The sequence below is a fragment of the Pseudarthrobacter sp. fls2-241-R2A-168 genome (assembly GCF_030209335.1).
Classification (GTDB): Bacteria; Actinomycetota; Actinomycetes; order Actinomycetales; family Micrococcaceae; genus Arthrobacter.
On the sequence record NZ_JARVSG010000010.1, the window covers coordinates 139,074 to 152,956 of the forward strand.

The window sequence follows — 13,883 nt, forward strand, 5'->3', positions numbered from 1 at the left end:
CGGAAGCGCCAAACGCAAAAGGTCCCGGTTCCACTTGGGAGCCGGGACCTTTTTGGGCTATTCAGTAAGCGGCGGATTCTTCAGTGCCGGCGTCGTGTCATTCAGGGAGGTGGGTCGGGGCGAACATTTTCAGCAGCGTTTCCACCACGACGACGTTGGGCCCGTCCGCGGCAAATCCCGCCTTGAGCGCCTCCCCCACGTCCTCCGGGGCCACTTTTGTGGCCGGCACGCCGAAGGCTTCGGCGAGTTTAACGAAGTCCGGACGCGCCAGTTCCGTGGCCGTTGCCTTGCCGAAGGCTCCGACCATGTATTCGCGCAGGATGCCGTAGCCGCCGTCGTCCACGATGAGCCAGGTGACCGGCACGTTGTGCTGCTTGGCAGTGGCAAGTTCGGAGATGGAGTACATGGACGAGCCGTCGCCGGAGACCGCGAGGACCCGCCCCGGCTTGCCCACCGTTTCCAGGCCAACCGCTCCGCCGATCGCTGCCGGGAAGCCGTAGCCCAGCCCGCCGGCCCCCTGGGCCGAGTGGAACTGGCCCTCCCGTGCGTCCCAGCAGCTCCAGGCCCAGTACGCGGAGATGGTCATGTCCCAGAAGGTCTGCATGTCCGCCGGCACTGCTTCGCGGATGTCGGCCATGAACTTCAGTTCCTTGGCCAGGTCCTGTGATTCCAGGCGCGCGCGCACTTTGGCCAGCGATTCCTGCACCAGGTCTTCGGGAGATGTACCGTGCCAGCTGGGCGTGGCGCGGCCGGCCTCGAGTGCTTCGTCCATGGCAGCGAGGGCCTGGCCGGCGTCGGCTCGGATGCCCAGGCCGGGACGATTGGATTCGAGGACCCGGGGTTCGGCGTCGATCTGGATGATCCGGCCGCGCGGGGCAAAGGTGAAGTAGTTGGAGGTGACTTCCCCGAGGGACGAACCGATGACCACCAGCACGTCCGCGTCCTCCAGCACATCGGTCATATGGCGGTCCTCGATCCAGGACTGCAGCGACAACTCGTGGTTCCAGGGGAAGGCACCGTTGCCGCCGGGGGTGCAGATCACCGGGGCGCGTAGTTTCTCCGCAATGGACAACAGGGACTTCTCAGCGCGGCCCCGGCGGGTTCCGCCACCGGCGATGATGGCCGGCCGTTCTGCCGCCTGCAGCCATTTGACCGCTTCGCGGACCAGCTCCACGCGCGGCGGGTTGTCCGCCGCTTCCGCGAGCGCGTCCTCCACCGGCGGCACCATGATCGGATCAAGCAGGACGTTCTGCGGGATCTCGATCCACACCGGTCCCTGGGGTGAGGAGATCGCTTCGGTCCAGGCGTCCTGGATGGCGGACGGAATACCGGAGGCGTGCTGGATCAGCCGCTGGCTTTTGGTGACGTTCGCGGCGGATGCCTTCTGGTCATCAAGCTGATGCAGCATGCCCTTGCGCCGCGCGCCGAGGCCTTCGAGCGGGATCTGGCTGGCCACCACCACCATGGGCACCCCCGTGGCATAGGCTTCCTGAAGCCCGGCCAGGGAGGTCAGGGCGCCGGGACCGGTGGAGAGGAAGAGGACACCCACCTCGCCCGTGGCGCGCGAGTAGCCGTCCGCCGCGAAGGCGGAGTTGTTCTCCACCCGGGAAGACACAAACTGCAGCTTCCCCCGGCCCATCGCATCAAACAGTCCCAGGGCGTGTTGCCCGGGAATGCCAAAGACAGTCTTGGCGCCCAGCGCTTCCAGGGTCTCGACGACGAGGTCCCCGCCGTTGCGCTCCCCCGTGCGGGCGTTTTCCCCTGCGGCCACAGCTGCCGTCTCCGGGTCGAAATCGATCATCGGGGCTACTCCTTGCCCGCGGCGGCAAAACCTGCCGGTCGGCGGACCTCCTGGCCGAGGGCCTGTGCCGCGTAGCCCGTTACCGCACCGAAGCGGTCGCCGGGTACTGCGTTGTCAGCCATGAGGGTCACCAGTTCATAGGCGACGTGACTTGCGGCGACGCCGGTGATTTCGGCGTGGTCGTAAGCGGGGGCAACTTCGACGACGTCGGCGCCCACCAGGTTCATGCCGCGGAAGCCCCGGATGATCTCCAGCAGTTCACGGCTGGTGATGCCACCCGCTTCAGGGGTGCCGGTGCCGGGAGCGTGGGCCGGGTCCAGGACGTCGATGTCCACGGAGATGTACAGGGGGCGGTTGCCGATCCGGTCGCGGACCTTGGCCACCGTTTCCAGGACGCCCTGGTAGTAGACGTCCGCGGAGGTGACGATGCCGAAGCCGAAGCGGTGGTCGTCGTCGAGATCCTTTTTGCCGTACAGGGGGCCGCGGGTGCCGATGTGGCTGATGGCCTCGGTGTCGAGGATGCCCTCCTCGACGGCGCGGCGAAAGGGGGTGCCGTGGGTGTACTCGGCACCGAAGTAGGTATCCCAAGTGTCCAGGTGCGCGTCGAAGTGAAGCATGGCAATCGGTTCACCGGCCCGTTCCGCGGCAGCCCTCAGCAGGGGCAGCGCGATGGTGTGGTCCCCGCCGAGGGTGACCAGCTTGCTGCCGGCGGCCGTGAGGTCCAAGGCATTCTGCTGGATGGTCTCAATTGCTTCGTTGATGTTGAAGGGGTTGACCGCCATATCCCCGGCATCCGCCACCTGGACGTTCTCGAAGGGACTGACGTCCCACGCAGGGTTGTAGGGACGCAGCAGGCGGCTGGCTTCGCGGACATGGTTGGCGCCGAACCGGGCGCCTGGCCGGTAGGAGACTCCGGAATCGAAGGGCACGCCCACCACCGTGACATCGGCTTTCTCCACCTGGTCAAGGCGCGGAAGCCGGGCGTAGGTGGCAGCCCCGGCGTAGCGGGGAATACGGGATGAGTCGATGGGGCCAAGGTTGCCGTTGGCTTCGATGCGCAGCTCTTCCAATGGAGGCCTCTCCTTCGAGGAGTTGAGGGACTGATGTGACTGCCATCATACACCCTGGTTTTCTAATGCGCACCAACTGTTTACCTCCGACTGAAGCCCGTGCCTGCGTCCCGCCCGGTTACTGCGGCAAAAGCACGCTGGACAACCCGGAATCCCGGCGCTTTCGCCGCGATCAACGGAGCGCGCCCCAGGCAACCGGGCAGGAATGCCCACCCTTGCCCCGGAATTTACCCACATACAACTGCGCGCAGGTTCCCACAGGGCAGCCTCCAGCGTCAGATGGCGGTATGGAAGTTCTCGACTACCTCAAGCGGGCCGGCGGGGTGGCCCGTTCAGCGCAACTCCTGGAGGCCGGATTCTCACGCCGGGATCTGCTGCGGCTTAAGGAGTCCGGCGTAACCCAGCCCAAGCGCGGGGTTTTTGCCCTGGCGGACTGCGACGAGGCCCTCCATGCTGCAATCCGGCATAACGCGCGGATCAGCTGCGCCAGCGCGGCCGCGCATTACGGACTCTGGCTAAGGCAACCACCCGAACGGCCTCACTTGGCCTGTAACCATGGCCACGGCAACGGGTTCGTCCGGCACCGCACCGTCAGATTCCCGGGGCATCCGCTCATGCCGGTCGCAGCGGTGGAAGATGTAGCCCTGCACGCACTCGGCTGCCTGGCACCTCCGGCATCCACTGCAATGGCCACCTCCGCGATCCGCCTGCATGGTGTGCCGCGGGAACTGTTGGCGGACCAGTTACGGGCGGACCGCTCGGGAACAGCGCTGCGGGCCTTGCGGGATATCGACCTGCGGGCAGAATCCATCGTGGAGGTCGATGCACAGCACCTGTTCCGGACGAACGGCATTGCCTATCAGGCCCAGGTGTTTCGCCCGGGCATCGGAAGGGTGGATTTCCTCCTGGACGGCTTCCTCATTGTCGAGATCGACGGCTTCGCGTTCCACTCACAACGGGCTGACATGCTCCGCGACCGGGACCGGAACAATGCGTCAACGATCAAGGGCTTTGCCGTCCTGCGCTACATGCCCGAACATATCTGGTTTAGCCCCGACCGGGTGGCAGCGGAAATCAAGGCGGTTTTGGCAGGCCGCCGGCGCCGGTCCGCTAAAGACCGTGCAGTCCAGCCCAGTTACTCCGGGACAGCGGGCCCGGGCAGGGCTGACTTACGCCCGGACAAGCGGCAGCCAGTGCAGACCGCCGGAAGTAACCGGGCAGGAACGCACGCAGCCAAAGGGGGAGGCTACCGGCTGGCGGCGGGAACCAGGACCCAGAGAACCTCGACAGGTTTGTCGGTGGGGTTGACCCACGTGTGCGGTTCGCGGCCGGGGAAGGTGACAGTGTCCCCGGTGTTCAGGTCGTACTGCTCATTGGTGAGGATCAGCCGGATGCTGCCCTTGATCACGTGGAGCACGTCAACATCGCAGTCCACGGCGTAGAGTTCGGACTCGCCGCGGCCGTGCGGCTCGATGCAGGCCTGGATGATCTGGATCCGCCGCTCGGAGCGGGCGGTCAGCAGGCGCTCCACGATCCCTTGGCCGCCGAGCGAGATCCGGGGCCCGTCGTTGCGCTTGGTCAGGTGGGTTTCCGGCGCCGCAAAAAGGTCGCCGATGGAGATCGACAGGACCTGGCAGAGCGTGACGAGCGAGGCTACGGACGGGGACGTGAGGTCGCGTTCCACCCGGCTGAGGAACCCCTTGGTGAGCCCGGTGGCGTCGGCAACCTGTTCGATAGTGAGCCGCTGCGACTGCCGGGCGGCCCGGATCCTGGAACCGATGGCAACCGGCACGTTGCTCGGCTCAACTGGCAGTGCCTTCATCTGCGTACCTTTCATGGCCGGCGGCCCGGCCCCGGCTCTGGAGCAATACTAATGGCCAGCCGCTTCTGTGACGCTCCCATGGCGGGCGTGCCCCGGCGAGCGGCAGCGCGTGCGCCAGTGCTCCCTTGACTGTTACCACGGTCACAGCCTACTCTTTGGAAAACATCTGTTGCCTATCGGGCAATAATCGAGGACCTGCTCCCACCCCACCCCGTGCAGCGGTTTCCTCCCGTTCCCCCTTCCGGAAGCCCCCCGGCTGCCGCACAGTCCAAGGAGTCCAACGTGGATTCAAGTGTCATCAACATCGCCATTGTGGTGGTGTATCTTCTCGCAATGCTGGCCTTCGGCTGGTGGGGCAAGTCCCGCACCAGGAACAACAGTGACTTCCTGGTAGCCGGCCGCCGCCTCGGCCCCTTCCTCTACACGGGCACCATGGCCGCCGTCGTCCTGGGCGGAGCCTCAACCGTCGGCGGCGTCGGCCTCGGGTACAAGTTCGGCATCTCGGGCATGTGGCTGGTGGTGGCCATCGGCGCCGGCGTCCTGCTCCTCAGCCTGCTCTTCGCCGGAACCATCCAGAAGCTGAAGATCTACACCGTCTCGCAAATGCTCACCCTGCGGTACGGCAGCAGGGCCACGGAGGCCTCCGGCATCGTGATGCTCGCGTACACGCTGATGCTGTGCGCCACGTCCACCGGCGCCTACGCCACTATCTTTGTGGTGCTCTTCGACTGGAACCGGGCCATGGCCATCGCAGTCGGCGGTGCAATTGTGCTGGTCTACTCAACCATCGGCGGGATGTGGTCCATCACCCTGGCGGACCAGGTGCAGTTCGTCATCAAGACCGTGGGCATCTTCTTCCTGATGCTCCCCTTCACCCTGAACGCTGCCGGCGGCTTCGACGGCATCCGCAGCCGCGTGGATGAGAGCTTCTTCCAGATCGACGGCATCGGCCTGCAGACCATCATCACCTACTTCGTGGTGTACACCCTGGGCCTGCTCATCGGCCAGGACATCTGGCAGCGGGTCTTCACGGCCAAAACCCCTGGTGTGGCCCGCTGGGGCGGCGCCACCGCGGGCATCTACTGCATCCTCTACGGTGTGGCCGGTGCCTTGATCGGCATGGCCGCCAGCGTTGCCCTGTCCGACATCAAGATCGCCGCCAAGGACGACGTCTACGCCGAGGTGGCCCAGAACCTGCTGCCCCTGGGCATCGGCGGGCTGGTGCTCGCGGCAGCCGTGGCCGCGATGATGTCCACCGCATCCGGCGCCCTGATCGCCGCCGCAACCGTGGCCCGCGCCGACGTCCTGCCGTTCGTGGCCAGCTGGTTCGGCAAGGACATCAGCACCGAGGACAGCGACAACCCCGAGCACGACGTCAAAGCCAACCGCATCTGGGTCCTGATCCTTGGCGTCATCGCCATAGTCATCGCCATCATCACCAAGGATGTGGTGGCCGCCCTGACCATTGCGTATGACATCCTGGTGGGCGGCCTCCTGGTGGCCATTCTCGGCGGCCTGGTGTGGAAGCGCGGCACCGGTATCGCCGCAGCAGCCTCCATGGCCGTGGGTTCCGTGGTGACGCTGGGCACCATGATCATCCTGGAGATCAACGCCAAAGCCCCCTTGGACGGCATCTACGCCAACGAGCCCATCTACTACGGCCTGCTGGCCTCCGGGGTGGTGTACGTAGCGGTTTCCCTGCTGACCAAGCCCACCGATCCCCAGGTGATGCGGAACTGGCAGCGCCGCGTTTCCGGCCAGGCGGCCGAAGAGGCGTCACCGGAAGCGGTCCCCACCGCGTAGCCGCACCAACCCTTAAAAACGCGCCCGACGGCGGCACCTCCTTTCGCTTTCCAGCGAAGGGAAGTGCCGCCGTCGTCCGTTTGTGTTCTGTTCCGCGTGCCCTGTCCCGTCCGCTTCCGGGCTATTCGGCTTCGCGGACCTCGTCATCATCCAGCGGGACCACCCGGTCCTCGGCATCTATCACCACAGGGGGCGCCTGGACCACGGGTTCTTCCGCATCCAGGAATTCATCCTCGGTGTCCCAGTCCTCTTCGCTGACGGGGACATCCTCGGCGTAGTCGTACGCGGGATCGGCTTCTACGGAATCAAGGTGGGGCATGTCCGGGTGCTGTCCGGTGGTGTTCATTGTGCAACCTCCGTTTGTTCGTACCTGACGTGCTCTTTTGGCGGGTGCCGGCAGGGCGCCACACTTTCATCACAGCACCGCCCGGTGCCATGGTCAAGGGTGTGTTGCCGGCCGCCCGAACCCCCAAAAACCAGCCGAAATTTAAGGGACGCCGAAACTCCAGAGTGAGGGATGCCAGCCGAAAAACCGCGGAATTCCGCGGTAAGCTGGCGTGTCAATGGGGCCACATCATGCCCGTCCAGCCCAGGAGTTTTCCGTGTCGCAGCACGCCCGTCCCAACCACCCGAACGCCCCCGCCAGGGAAGAGTCGCGGCCGTCGCCGTCGGACATCCGCCGCTGGCGCCAGTACCTTGCCGACGAACGCGCCGAGGCTGCTGTCTACCGGGACCTGGCGCAAAACCGGCAGGGCGAGGAGCGGGAAATCCTGCTGGCCCTTGCCGAAGCCGAGGGCCGGCACGAGGACCACTGGCTCCGCCTCCTGGGTGAGCACGCGGGCAAACCGCGTCCTGCGTCCATCCGCAGCCAATTGCTGGGTTTCCTGGCCCGGCACTTCGGCTCGGTCTTCGTCCTTGCCCTGGCCCAGCGGGCAGAAGGCCGCTCCCCCTACGCCAAGGACCCCAACGCCACCGAGGCAATGGCCGCCGACGAACAAATCCACGAAGAAGTGGTCCGCGGCCTCGCCACCCGCGGGCGCAACCGCCTGGCAGGCACCTTCCGCGCCGCCGTCTTCGGTGCAAACGACGGCCTGGTCAGCAACCTCTCCCTGGTGATGGGCATGGCGGCGTCCGGTGTGGCCAGCACCGTGGTCCTCCTCAGCGGCATCGCCGGCCTCCTTGCCGGCGCCATGTCGATGGGCGCCGGCGAATTCATCTCCGTCCGCTCCCAGCGCGAGCTCCTCGCAGCCACCCGCCCCACCCAAATCACGCTGGCAGCGGCGCCGAAGCTGGACCTCGAGCACAACGAACTGCTCCTCGTTTACCTGGCCAGGGGAATGTCCCAGGAAGCCGCGCAGCACCGGGTAGCCGAACGCATGGGCCTGCTGTCCTGCGACTGCGACCCCAGCCTCTCCCTCCAGCCGGAGCTGCCCGAGGCCGAGGACGAGCACGAGGCCGTGGGCACCGCCTGGGGAGCAGCACTGTCCAGCTTCTGCTTCTTTGCCTCCGGCGCCATCGTGCCCATCCTGCCGTTCCTGTTCGGCCTGACCGGACTCCCCGCGCTGGTGGTTGCCGGCGTACTGGTGGGCCTTGCCCTCCTGGTCACCGGCGGCATTGTCGGTTTGCTCTCCGGCACCTCACCCCTGACCCGGGGCCTGCGGCAACTCGCGATCGGCCTGGGCGCCGCCGCAGTTACCTATCTTCTGGGCCTCGTCTTCGGCACAGTTGTTGGCTAGCACCCCGGCCCGTTGGCAGTAGGCTCCATACACGATAGGGCTCACTGAGCAGATGGGGGTGCAGTAGTGGAGGACCAGCCGCGACATGGCGGGAGGCGGGCGCGTACCGGAAGTACCCGTGCAGCCGCCCGGTTCGTGCTGACGGGTGCATTGTTCTCCGCAGCACTCTTCGGCACCGCACTGGTGCTGGACAATCCGCGGTTCAGGGACCTTCTTGATATCCGTCTTGGCCAGGGAGGCCAGCAGGAGGGGCCACGGGCGCCATCTGCCGGCGAGGCCGAAGCCAATGCACCGGCCGAGGCGCGGACGCAGGCTCCGCCCCCGGGATTCGAGGAAGCAGACGCGCCCTTGGCTGAGCCCGTGCCCCCGCAGACAGGGAGCGATTCCTACAAATTCCTCGCCGTCAACGGCGATGGCAGTCCGGTGGGCTACTCCCCCTGCCGGCCGCTGCACTATGTGGTCAACGATGACCTGGCCCCGGCCGGCGCACAGCAGCTGGTATCCGATGCCATCAACGCTATCTCCGCAGCCACGGGCATCACGTTTGTCTATGACGGCACCACCAGCGAGCAGCCGTCGCCGCAGCGTCCCCCGTACCAGCCGGATGCCTATGGCCAGCGCTGGGCGCCGCTGCTCATCGCCTGGACCACCCCGGACGTTGCACCGCAGCTCAAGGGAAAGGTCATCGGAACCGGCGGCAGCACGCATTACAGCTACGACGACGGTGCCAAGACTTTTGTGACCGGCGGCCTGGACCTGGATGCACCCCAAATCGGTACCGAGCTCCTGAACCCCGACGGCCATCTGTACGCGACGGCCGTGATCCTGCACGAACTCAGCCACGTGATGGGGCTGGACCATGTGGAGGATCCCACCCAGCTGATGTATCCGGAGATCGGCACCCCCGAGGGGCTGTCCGCCGGGGACCTCAACGGCCTGTACGAGTTGAGCAAGGCGCAGTGCCGGAAGGACCTGTAACCGGTCCGGGGCGCTCTGCTGGCAGCCGGTGAACTGGTCACCGGCGCAGGACGGCCGCCGCCTCCTCCACTGAGTCCACCAGGAAGATCTGCTCTTCCATGCACCGTCCCGCTGCCAGGCTGCGCAGCATGGGCCATGCCGGGTACTCATGCTCCCAGTGACGCTTGCCCACGAGCACCATCGGGGTAACCTTCGCGTCCGCGGCGTAGTAGTTCTCGCACGCATCCTGGAAGATCTCCTGGATTGTTCCGGCCGCGCCGGGCAGGAACACGATGCCGCCGTGGCACAGCTCCAGCAGGATGGCCTCCCGGATGGCGTTCGCGAAGTACTTGGCGATGTGCGTGGCGAAATAGTTGGGCGGCTCGTGGCCGTAGAACCAGGTGGGGATTCCCAGGGACGGAGTGCCGTCCGGAAAGAGTTCGACGACGGCGGCCGCCGCACGCGCCCACGCTGACACGGAGGGACGGAACCCAGGGACGGAGGCGAGCGTCCGCAGCGCACCATGCAGCGCGCCGTCGTCGGCCTGGCTGAGGTAGGCGCCCAGGTTGGCTGCCTCCATGGCACCGGGCCCGCCGCCCGTCGCCACCACGTGGCCGTCCCGTGCCAGCAGCCTGCCCAGCAGCGCCGCCTGCGCGTAGTCGGTGCTGCCCCGCTGGGCGGCGTGCCCGCCCATCACACCCACCATTTTCCGGCCGGCCCACGCATCCGAGCGGTGAAGCTCGTCCAGCGCATCGCCGATGGCGTGGTCGTGGAGGGCCGACGCCAGGGTGGCATCGAGCCGGTGCCGCAGCCCGGGCTGGATGCTCCACTGATAGATCCGTGCGTCGGGCAGTTCCTCGTAGGAAGAATTTTCCAGGCCTGCGTACAGCTCCTGCGGCGAGTAGAGCCCTGCCCGGTACGGGTTGAAGGGTACGCCTTCGAGGCGCGGAAAGATCAGGGCGCCCCGGCGGCGGAGCGCGTCTTCCATCCCCTCATCAAATATGCAGCCCAGGAAGATGGCGCCTTCAACGCGGATCCGCTCCAGCGCCGTGGACCGTCCGCGGAGATCAAGGGACTGGGCGTGCCAGCCGTCCATCTCTTCGGCTCCGGCACTGACCAGCCGGTCGAAGCTGGCCAGATCCTCCACATCGAGGCTGCGGGGACTGGGCCCGAGTTTTCCGGAGAGATTCACGGCCGGCCCTTCATGGTGCTCATCCACCAAGCGTAGGTCACCTGCACATGCAACGCGGGGTCAGTCCGCGCCCATCCGAAGCTCCGGGATGGGCTGGAACTGACCCCGCGTTGCTTATGCCGGCAGGCGGACCGGCTCGTCAGTTCCGCGGAAGTGGGCCTCAAGCTCTTCGAGGGAACGGCCCTTGGTTTCGGGAACGCACTTGATAACAAAGGCGAGCGAGGCCAGGTTGACCAGGACAAACAATCCGAAGGTGCCTGTGGACCCCAGCGCACCCACCACGATCGGGAACAGGAAGGAGATGGCCGCGTTGACCGTCCAGAGTGCAAAGACCGCGATTCCCATGGCGAATCCGCGGATGGCCAGCGGGAACATTTCGGAGAGGAGCAGCCACACACAGGTGCCGATGAAGCACTGGACGAACGCAACGAACAGCATCATGGCGGCGAGGATGGTGTAGCTGGCAAGGTCGGACTGGGGCAGCAGGAAGACGAGCGCCAGCAAGGCCTGCGAGGCCACCACGCCGGAGAAACCGATGACCAGCATCCTGCGCCGGCCAATGAAACCCAGCAGCCAGATGCCCAGGACGGTCATCAAGACTGAGGTCACCCCGACGCCGATGGTGGCCACGAGCGAAGCGCTGACTCCGAGGCCGCTCTTTTCCAGGATGGTGGGGGCGTAGTAGTTGACAGTGTTGATGCCGGTGGCCTGCTGGACGGTGGCGAGGCCGATGCCGATCCACAGCAGCCGGCGCATCCACGGGTTGTTGCGGAGGTCGCGCCAGGCGTGGCCACGCTCTTTTTGGGCCGTCTGTGCGGCTTGGGCGATCTCTTCGAACTCCCGGGCCGCTTCCTCCGGGTTCCGGCTCAGGTTGAGCACGCGGCGGCTGTCCTCGAGCCGGCCGCGGATGGCGTACCAGCGCGGTGACTCGGGGAGCATCAGCATGCCGGCGAGCAGGGCCAGCGCCGGGAGCGATGCGATGCCCAGCATGGTGCGCCAGACTTCGGTGTCGTGGATCAGGGCGTCCAGGAGGGCGTTGATGGCGAAGGCCAGCATTTGGCCGGTCACGATCATCAGTTCGTTGATGGTCACCATCCGGCCGCGGAGGTGGGCCGGTGCCATCTCCGCCAGGTAAAGGGGGCAGGTGACGGCGGCCGCGCCAACGCCCAGGCCCAGCAGGATCCGGGCGGCAATCATAAAGGAAACGTTAGGTGCGGTGGCGCAGCCGATGGCTCCGAGCAGGAACAGCAGGGCGCACACCAGCAGGGAACCGCGCCGGCCGAGCTTGTCAGCCATCCGGCCGCCCGCGAGGGCGCCTGCTGCCGCACCGGGAAACAGCAGCGCGCTCACTACTGTTGCTTCCTCGACGGCGTTCATGTTCAGGGAGTCGTTCATGTACAGCAGCGCGCCGGAGATAACACCGGTGTCGTAGCCAAACAACAGGCCGCCGAGGGTGGAAATGACAGTGAGCCGGGCGAGGTACCCGCGGTGCTGGCCGGGGACGCCTTGGGACGGTTTTTGCAACAGCATTGTTGCCTCTCAGGTTCTCAGGGGGACCGGAAGGACGACCGGTGAATGTGATGTGTGGCACTAACGTTAGAGCGCTCTAACGGCATCGTCAATAGAAAGACTTAATGTCAGAACATTTGCTTTCGCGGCGTTCCTGCCCCGTGAGGGCGCGTCAAGGCCTTTGACCGGCAATTCCAGCCTGCTACGATCGAGGAGGAACTATGTCCTATCAAGAGAACATATAGTGGCAAAGCAGCCGGCGCTCACAGGCCCGAATGGACTGCCACCAGGAACAGGAACGTAAAAGTGGCGAACAACCTGGGTCTCAGCATCGATCGCTCCTCCCCCGTCCCCCTTTACCACCAAGTGGTGCAGGGCATCGAGGCCGCCATTTACAGTGGAGTCCTGGAACCTGGAAGCCGGCTGGACAACGAGATTGACCTTGCAGCCCAGCTGAACCTGTCCCGCCCCACCATGCGCAAGGCTATGGACGAGCTGGTTCGGTCCGGCCTGCTGGTGCGCAAACGCGGGGTGGGAACCCAGGTGGTGTCCAGCCAGGTGCGGCGTCCCCTCGAGCTCTCCAGCCTCTATGACGACCTCACCAACAACGGCAAGAAACCCACAACGGAAGTCCTGAGCTTCTCCCATATCGAAGCCGACGACGCCATCCTTGCCACACTCCAGCTCCCCGCAGGCTCGAAGGTGTACCACTTCACCAGGCTTCGGAAAGTGGGGGGCAAACCGCTCGCCCTGATGGAGAACTGGGTGCGCGACGATATTACGGAGATGGATCAGGCCACGCTCACCGCGGAAGGCCTCTACGCGATCCTCCGCCGAGGCGGCGTCAATTTCCGGCTCGCCAACCAGCGGATCGGGGCCATGACGGCCAATGAGTACCAGGCGTCCATGCTGGAGACCGGCGAAGGGTCGGCCCTGGTCACGATGGAGCGTACTGCCACGGATGACACCGGCCGCCGCGTGGAGACAGGCCACCACGTGTACCGCGCCGATTCTTACAGCTTTGAAATGACTCTCGTACAGCGATAATCAAAGGAGCCAACTCCATGACCAACTGGGTCTACCCCCTGGGCGCCGCCGCCGACGGCAAGTGGGATGTCTCGATCGGAACGTCCGACTCCACCCTTACCGTCGACGGCTGGGCGCATACCGGACTGAAGGTCGCCACACTCACCGCCGGGGCCGCCGTCGAACTTCCCGCCGCGGATGAGGAACGAATCGTAGTCCCCCTCAACGGATCCTTCACCGCCACGGTGGACGGGGCGGAATACCAGCTGACCGGCCGCGCGTCAGTGTTCAACGGCCCCACGGATGTCCTCTACTCCGGCACCGGGAGGGCTGTGACCATCAGTTCAGCCGACGGCGGCCGGGTGGCTGTTGCCACGGCCCCGGCCCATGCCTCCTACCCCACCCGGCTGGTGACGGCGGGCGAAACGCCGGTGGAGCTCCGCGGAGCCGGCAACTGCTCCCGGCAGGTCCACAACTTCGGCACGCCGGCCGCGCTGGAGGCCGACCGGTTCATCGTCTGCGAGGTCCTGACTCCGGCCGGCAACTGGTCCTCCTATCCCCCGCACAAGCATGACGAGGAGAAGGACGGCGAGACGCACCTCGAGGAGATCTACTACTTCGAGACGCAGGTGGCCTCCGGCTCACCGGCGCCCGCAGACGCCGATGCCATCGGCTACCAGCGCGTCTACGCCTCCGACGAGCGTCCCATTGATGTCTCCGCCGAGGTCCGCACGGGTGACGTTGTCCTTGTCCCTTACGGCTGGCACGGCCCCGCAATGGCGGCGCCCGGCTACGATCTGTACTACTTGAACGTCATGGCCGGCCCGGGTCCCGTGCGCGAATGGCTGATCAGCGATGACCCCCACCACGGTTGGGTCCGCCAAAGCTGGGATGGCCAGGAGATCGACCCGCGGTTGCCGTTCGGCGCCTGAGCCCCGTCCGCGCGGCAGCGGCAGACTGGCATAGT

Annotated in this window: 12 protein-coding genes and 1 pseudogene; 6 read left to right on the top strand and 7 right to left on the bottom strand. The window is 66.0% G+C overall.

What is annotated here, in order from left to right:
* Positions 1 to 97: 97 nt before the first annotated feature.
* From QRN11_RS07670 to QRN11_RS07680, 3 genes are all read right to left on the bottom strand, one after another.
* Positions 98 to 1,801 carry a thiamine pyrophosphate-binding protein gene (locus QRN11_RS07670; protein ID WP_285250508.1) on the bottom strand — a complete coding sequence of 568 codons (1,704 nt, stop codon included), beginning with the start codon at positions 1,799 to 1,801 and terminating at the stop codon, positions 98 to 100.
* A gap of 5 nt (positions 1,802 to 1,806) precedes the next feature.
* A complete protein-coding gene (gene speB, locus QRN11_RS07675) occupies positions 1,807 to 2,871 on the bottom strand; it encodes an agmatinase (protein ID WP_285250509.1) in 1,065 nt (354 codons plus the stop codon).
* A 743-nt stretch (positions 2,872 to 3,614) separates the two neighbouring features.
* Entirely contained in the window at positions 3,615 to 3,821 is a 207-nt protein-coding gene (locus QRN11_RS07680; protein WP_285250587.1) for a hypothetical protein, read from the bottom strand.
* On the opposite strand from QRN11_RS07680, the pseudogene QRN11_RS07685 reads away from it, so the two are divergent.
* Positions 3,765 to 3,899 (top strand): annotated as a pseudogene (locus QRN11_RS07685) (putative endonuclease domain-containing protein); the annotation flags it as partial. The gene QRN11_RS07680 and the pseudogene QRN11_RS07685 overlap by 57 nt on opposite strands.
* Before the next feature lie 218 nt (positions 3,900 to 4,117).
* On the opposite strand, the gene QRN11_RS07690 reads toward QRN11_RS07685, so the two are convergent.
* Complete coding sequence (locus QRN11_RS07690; protein WP_050056198.1) at positions 4,118 to 4,693, bottom strand: helix-turn-helix domain-containing protein; 576 nt, start codon at positions 4,691 to 4,693, stop codon at positions 4,118 to 4,120.
* 282 nt (positions 4,694 to 4,975) lie between these two features.
* Here QRN11_RS07690 and QRN11_RS07695 point away from each other — a divergent pair, with 282 nt between their 5' ends.
* Entirely contained in the window at positions 4,976 to 6,496 is a 1,521-nt protein-coding gene (locus tag QRN11_RS07695) for a sodium:solute symporter family protein (protein ID WP_285250510.1), read from the top strand.
* Positions 6,497 to 6,617: 121 nt separating this feature from the next.
* Here the strand turns inward: QRN11_RS07695 and QRN11_RS07700 are convergent, their stop codons facing one another.
* Positions 6,618 to 6,842: a hypothetical protein gene (locus tag QRN11_RS07700; RefSeq protein ID WP_142059867.1), complete on the bottom strand. Its 225-nt coding sequence runs from the start codon at positions 6,840 to 6,842 to the stop codon at positions 6,618 to 6,620.
* Between the two features lie 256 nt (positions 6,843 to 7,098).
* Here QRN11_RS07700 and QRN11_RS07705 point away from each other — a divergent pair, with 256 nt between their 5' ends.
* Positions 7,099 to 8,232 carry a VIT1/CCC1 transporter family protein gene (locus QRN11_RS07705; protein ID WP_285250511.1) on the top strand — a complete coding sequence of 378 codons (1,134 nt, stop codon included), beginning with the start codon at positions 7,099 to 7,101 and terminating at the stop codon, positions 8,230 to 8,232.
* Positions 8,233 to 8,382: 150 nt separating this feature from the next.
* Positions 8,383 to 9,210, top strand: coding sequence for a matrixin family metalloprotease (locus tag QRN11_RS07710; RefSeq protein WP_350223975.1), 828 nt, complete (start codon positions 8,383 to 8,385; stop codon positions 9,208 to 9,210).
* Between the two features lie 37 nt (positions 9,211 to 9,247).
* Here the strand turns inward: QRN11_RS07710 and QRN11_RS07715 are convergent, their stop codons facing one another.
* Both QRN11_RS07715 and QRN11_RS07720 read right to left on the bottom strand, forming a co-directional pair.
* Entirely contained in the window at positions 9,248 to 10,381 is a 1,134-nt protein-coding gene (locus QRN11_RS07715) for an LOG family protein (RefSeq protein WP_285250512.1), read from the bottom strand.
* 114 nt (positions 10,382 to 10,495) lie between these two features.
* On the bottom strand, positions 10,496 to 11,911 hold the full coding sequence (locus QRN11_RS07720) for a sugar porter family MFS transporter (RefSeq protein WP_285250513.1): 1,416 nt from the start codon (positions 11,909 to 11,911) through the stop codon (positions 10,496 to 10,498).
* 285 nt (positions 11,912 to 12,196) lie between these two features.
* Here QRN11_RS07720 and QRN11_RS07725 point away from each other — a divergent pair, with 285 nt between their 5' ends.
* A complete protein-coding gene (locus tag QRN11_RS07725; protein ID WP_091417333.1) occupies positions 12,197 to 12,937 on the top strand; it encodes a GntR family transcriptional regulator in 741 nt (246 codons plus the stop codon).
* A gap of 17 nt (positions 12,938 to 12,954) precedes the next feature.
* Positions 12,955 to 13,848: a 5-deoxy-glucuronate isomerase gene (gene iolB, locus QRN11_RS07730; protein WP_285250514.1), complete on the top strand. Its 894-nt coding sequence runs from the start codon at positions 12,955 to 12,957 to the stop codon at positions 13,846 to 13,848.
* Positions 13,849 to 13,883 lie beyond the last annotated feature (35 nt).

What these genes read in the sequence shown, in the direction of transcription:
- QRN11_RS07670 (WP_285250508.1), bottom strand. Translation starts at nt 1,801, where the DNA reads ATGATCGATTTCGACCCGGAGACGGCAGCTGTGGCCGCAGGGGAAAAC.
- QRN11_RS07690 (WP_050056198.1), bottom strand. Translation starts at nt 4,693, where the DNA reads ATGAAGGCACTGCCAGTTGAGCCGAGCAACGTGCCGGTTGCCATCGGT.
- QRN11_RS07700 (WP_142059867.1), bottom strand. Translation starts at nt 6,842, where the DNA reads ATGAACACCACCGGACAGCACCCGGACATGCCCCACCTTGATTCCGTA.
- QRN11_RS07720 (WP_285250513.1), bottom strand. Translation starts at nt 11,911, where the DNA reads ATGCTGTTGCAAAAACCGTCCCAAGGCGTCCCCGGCCAGCACCGCGGG.
- iolB (WP_285250514.1), top strand. Translation starts at nt 12,955, where the DNA reads ATGACCAACTGGGTCTACCCCCTGGGCGCCGCCGCCGACGGCAAGTGG.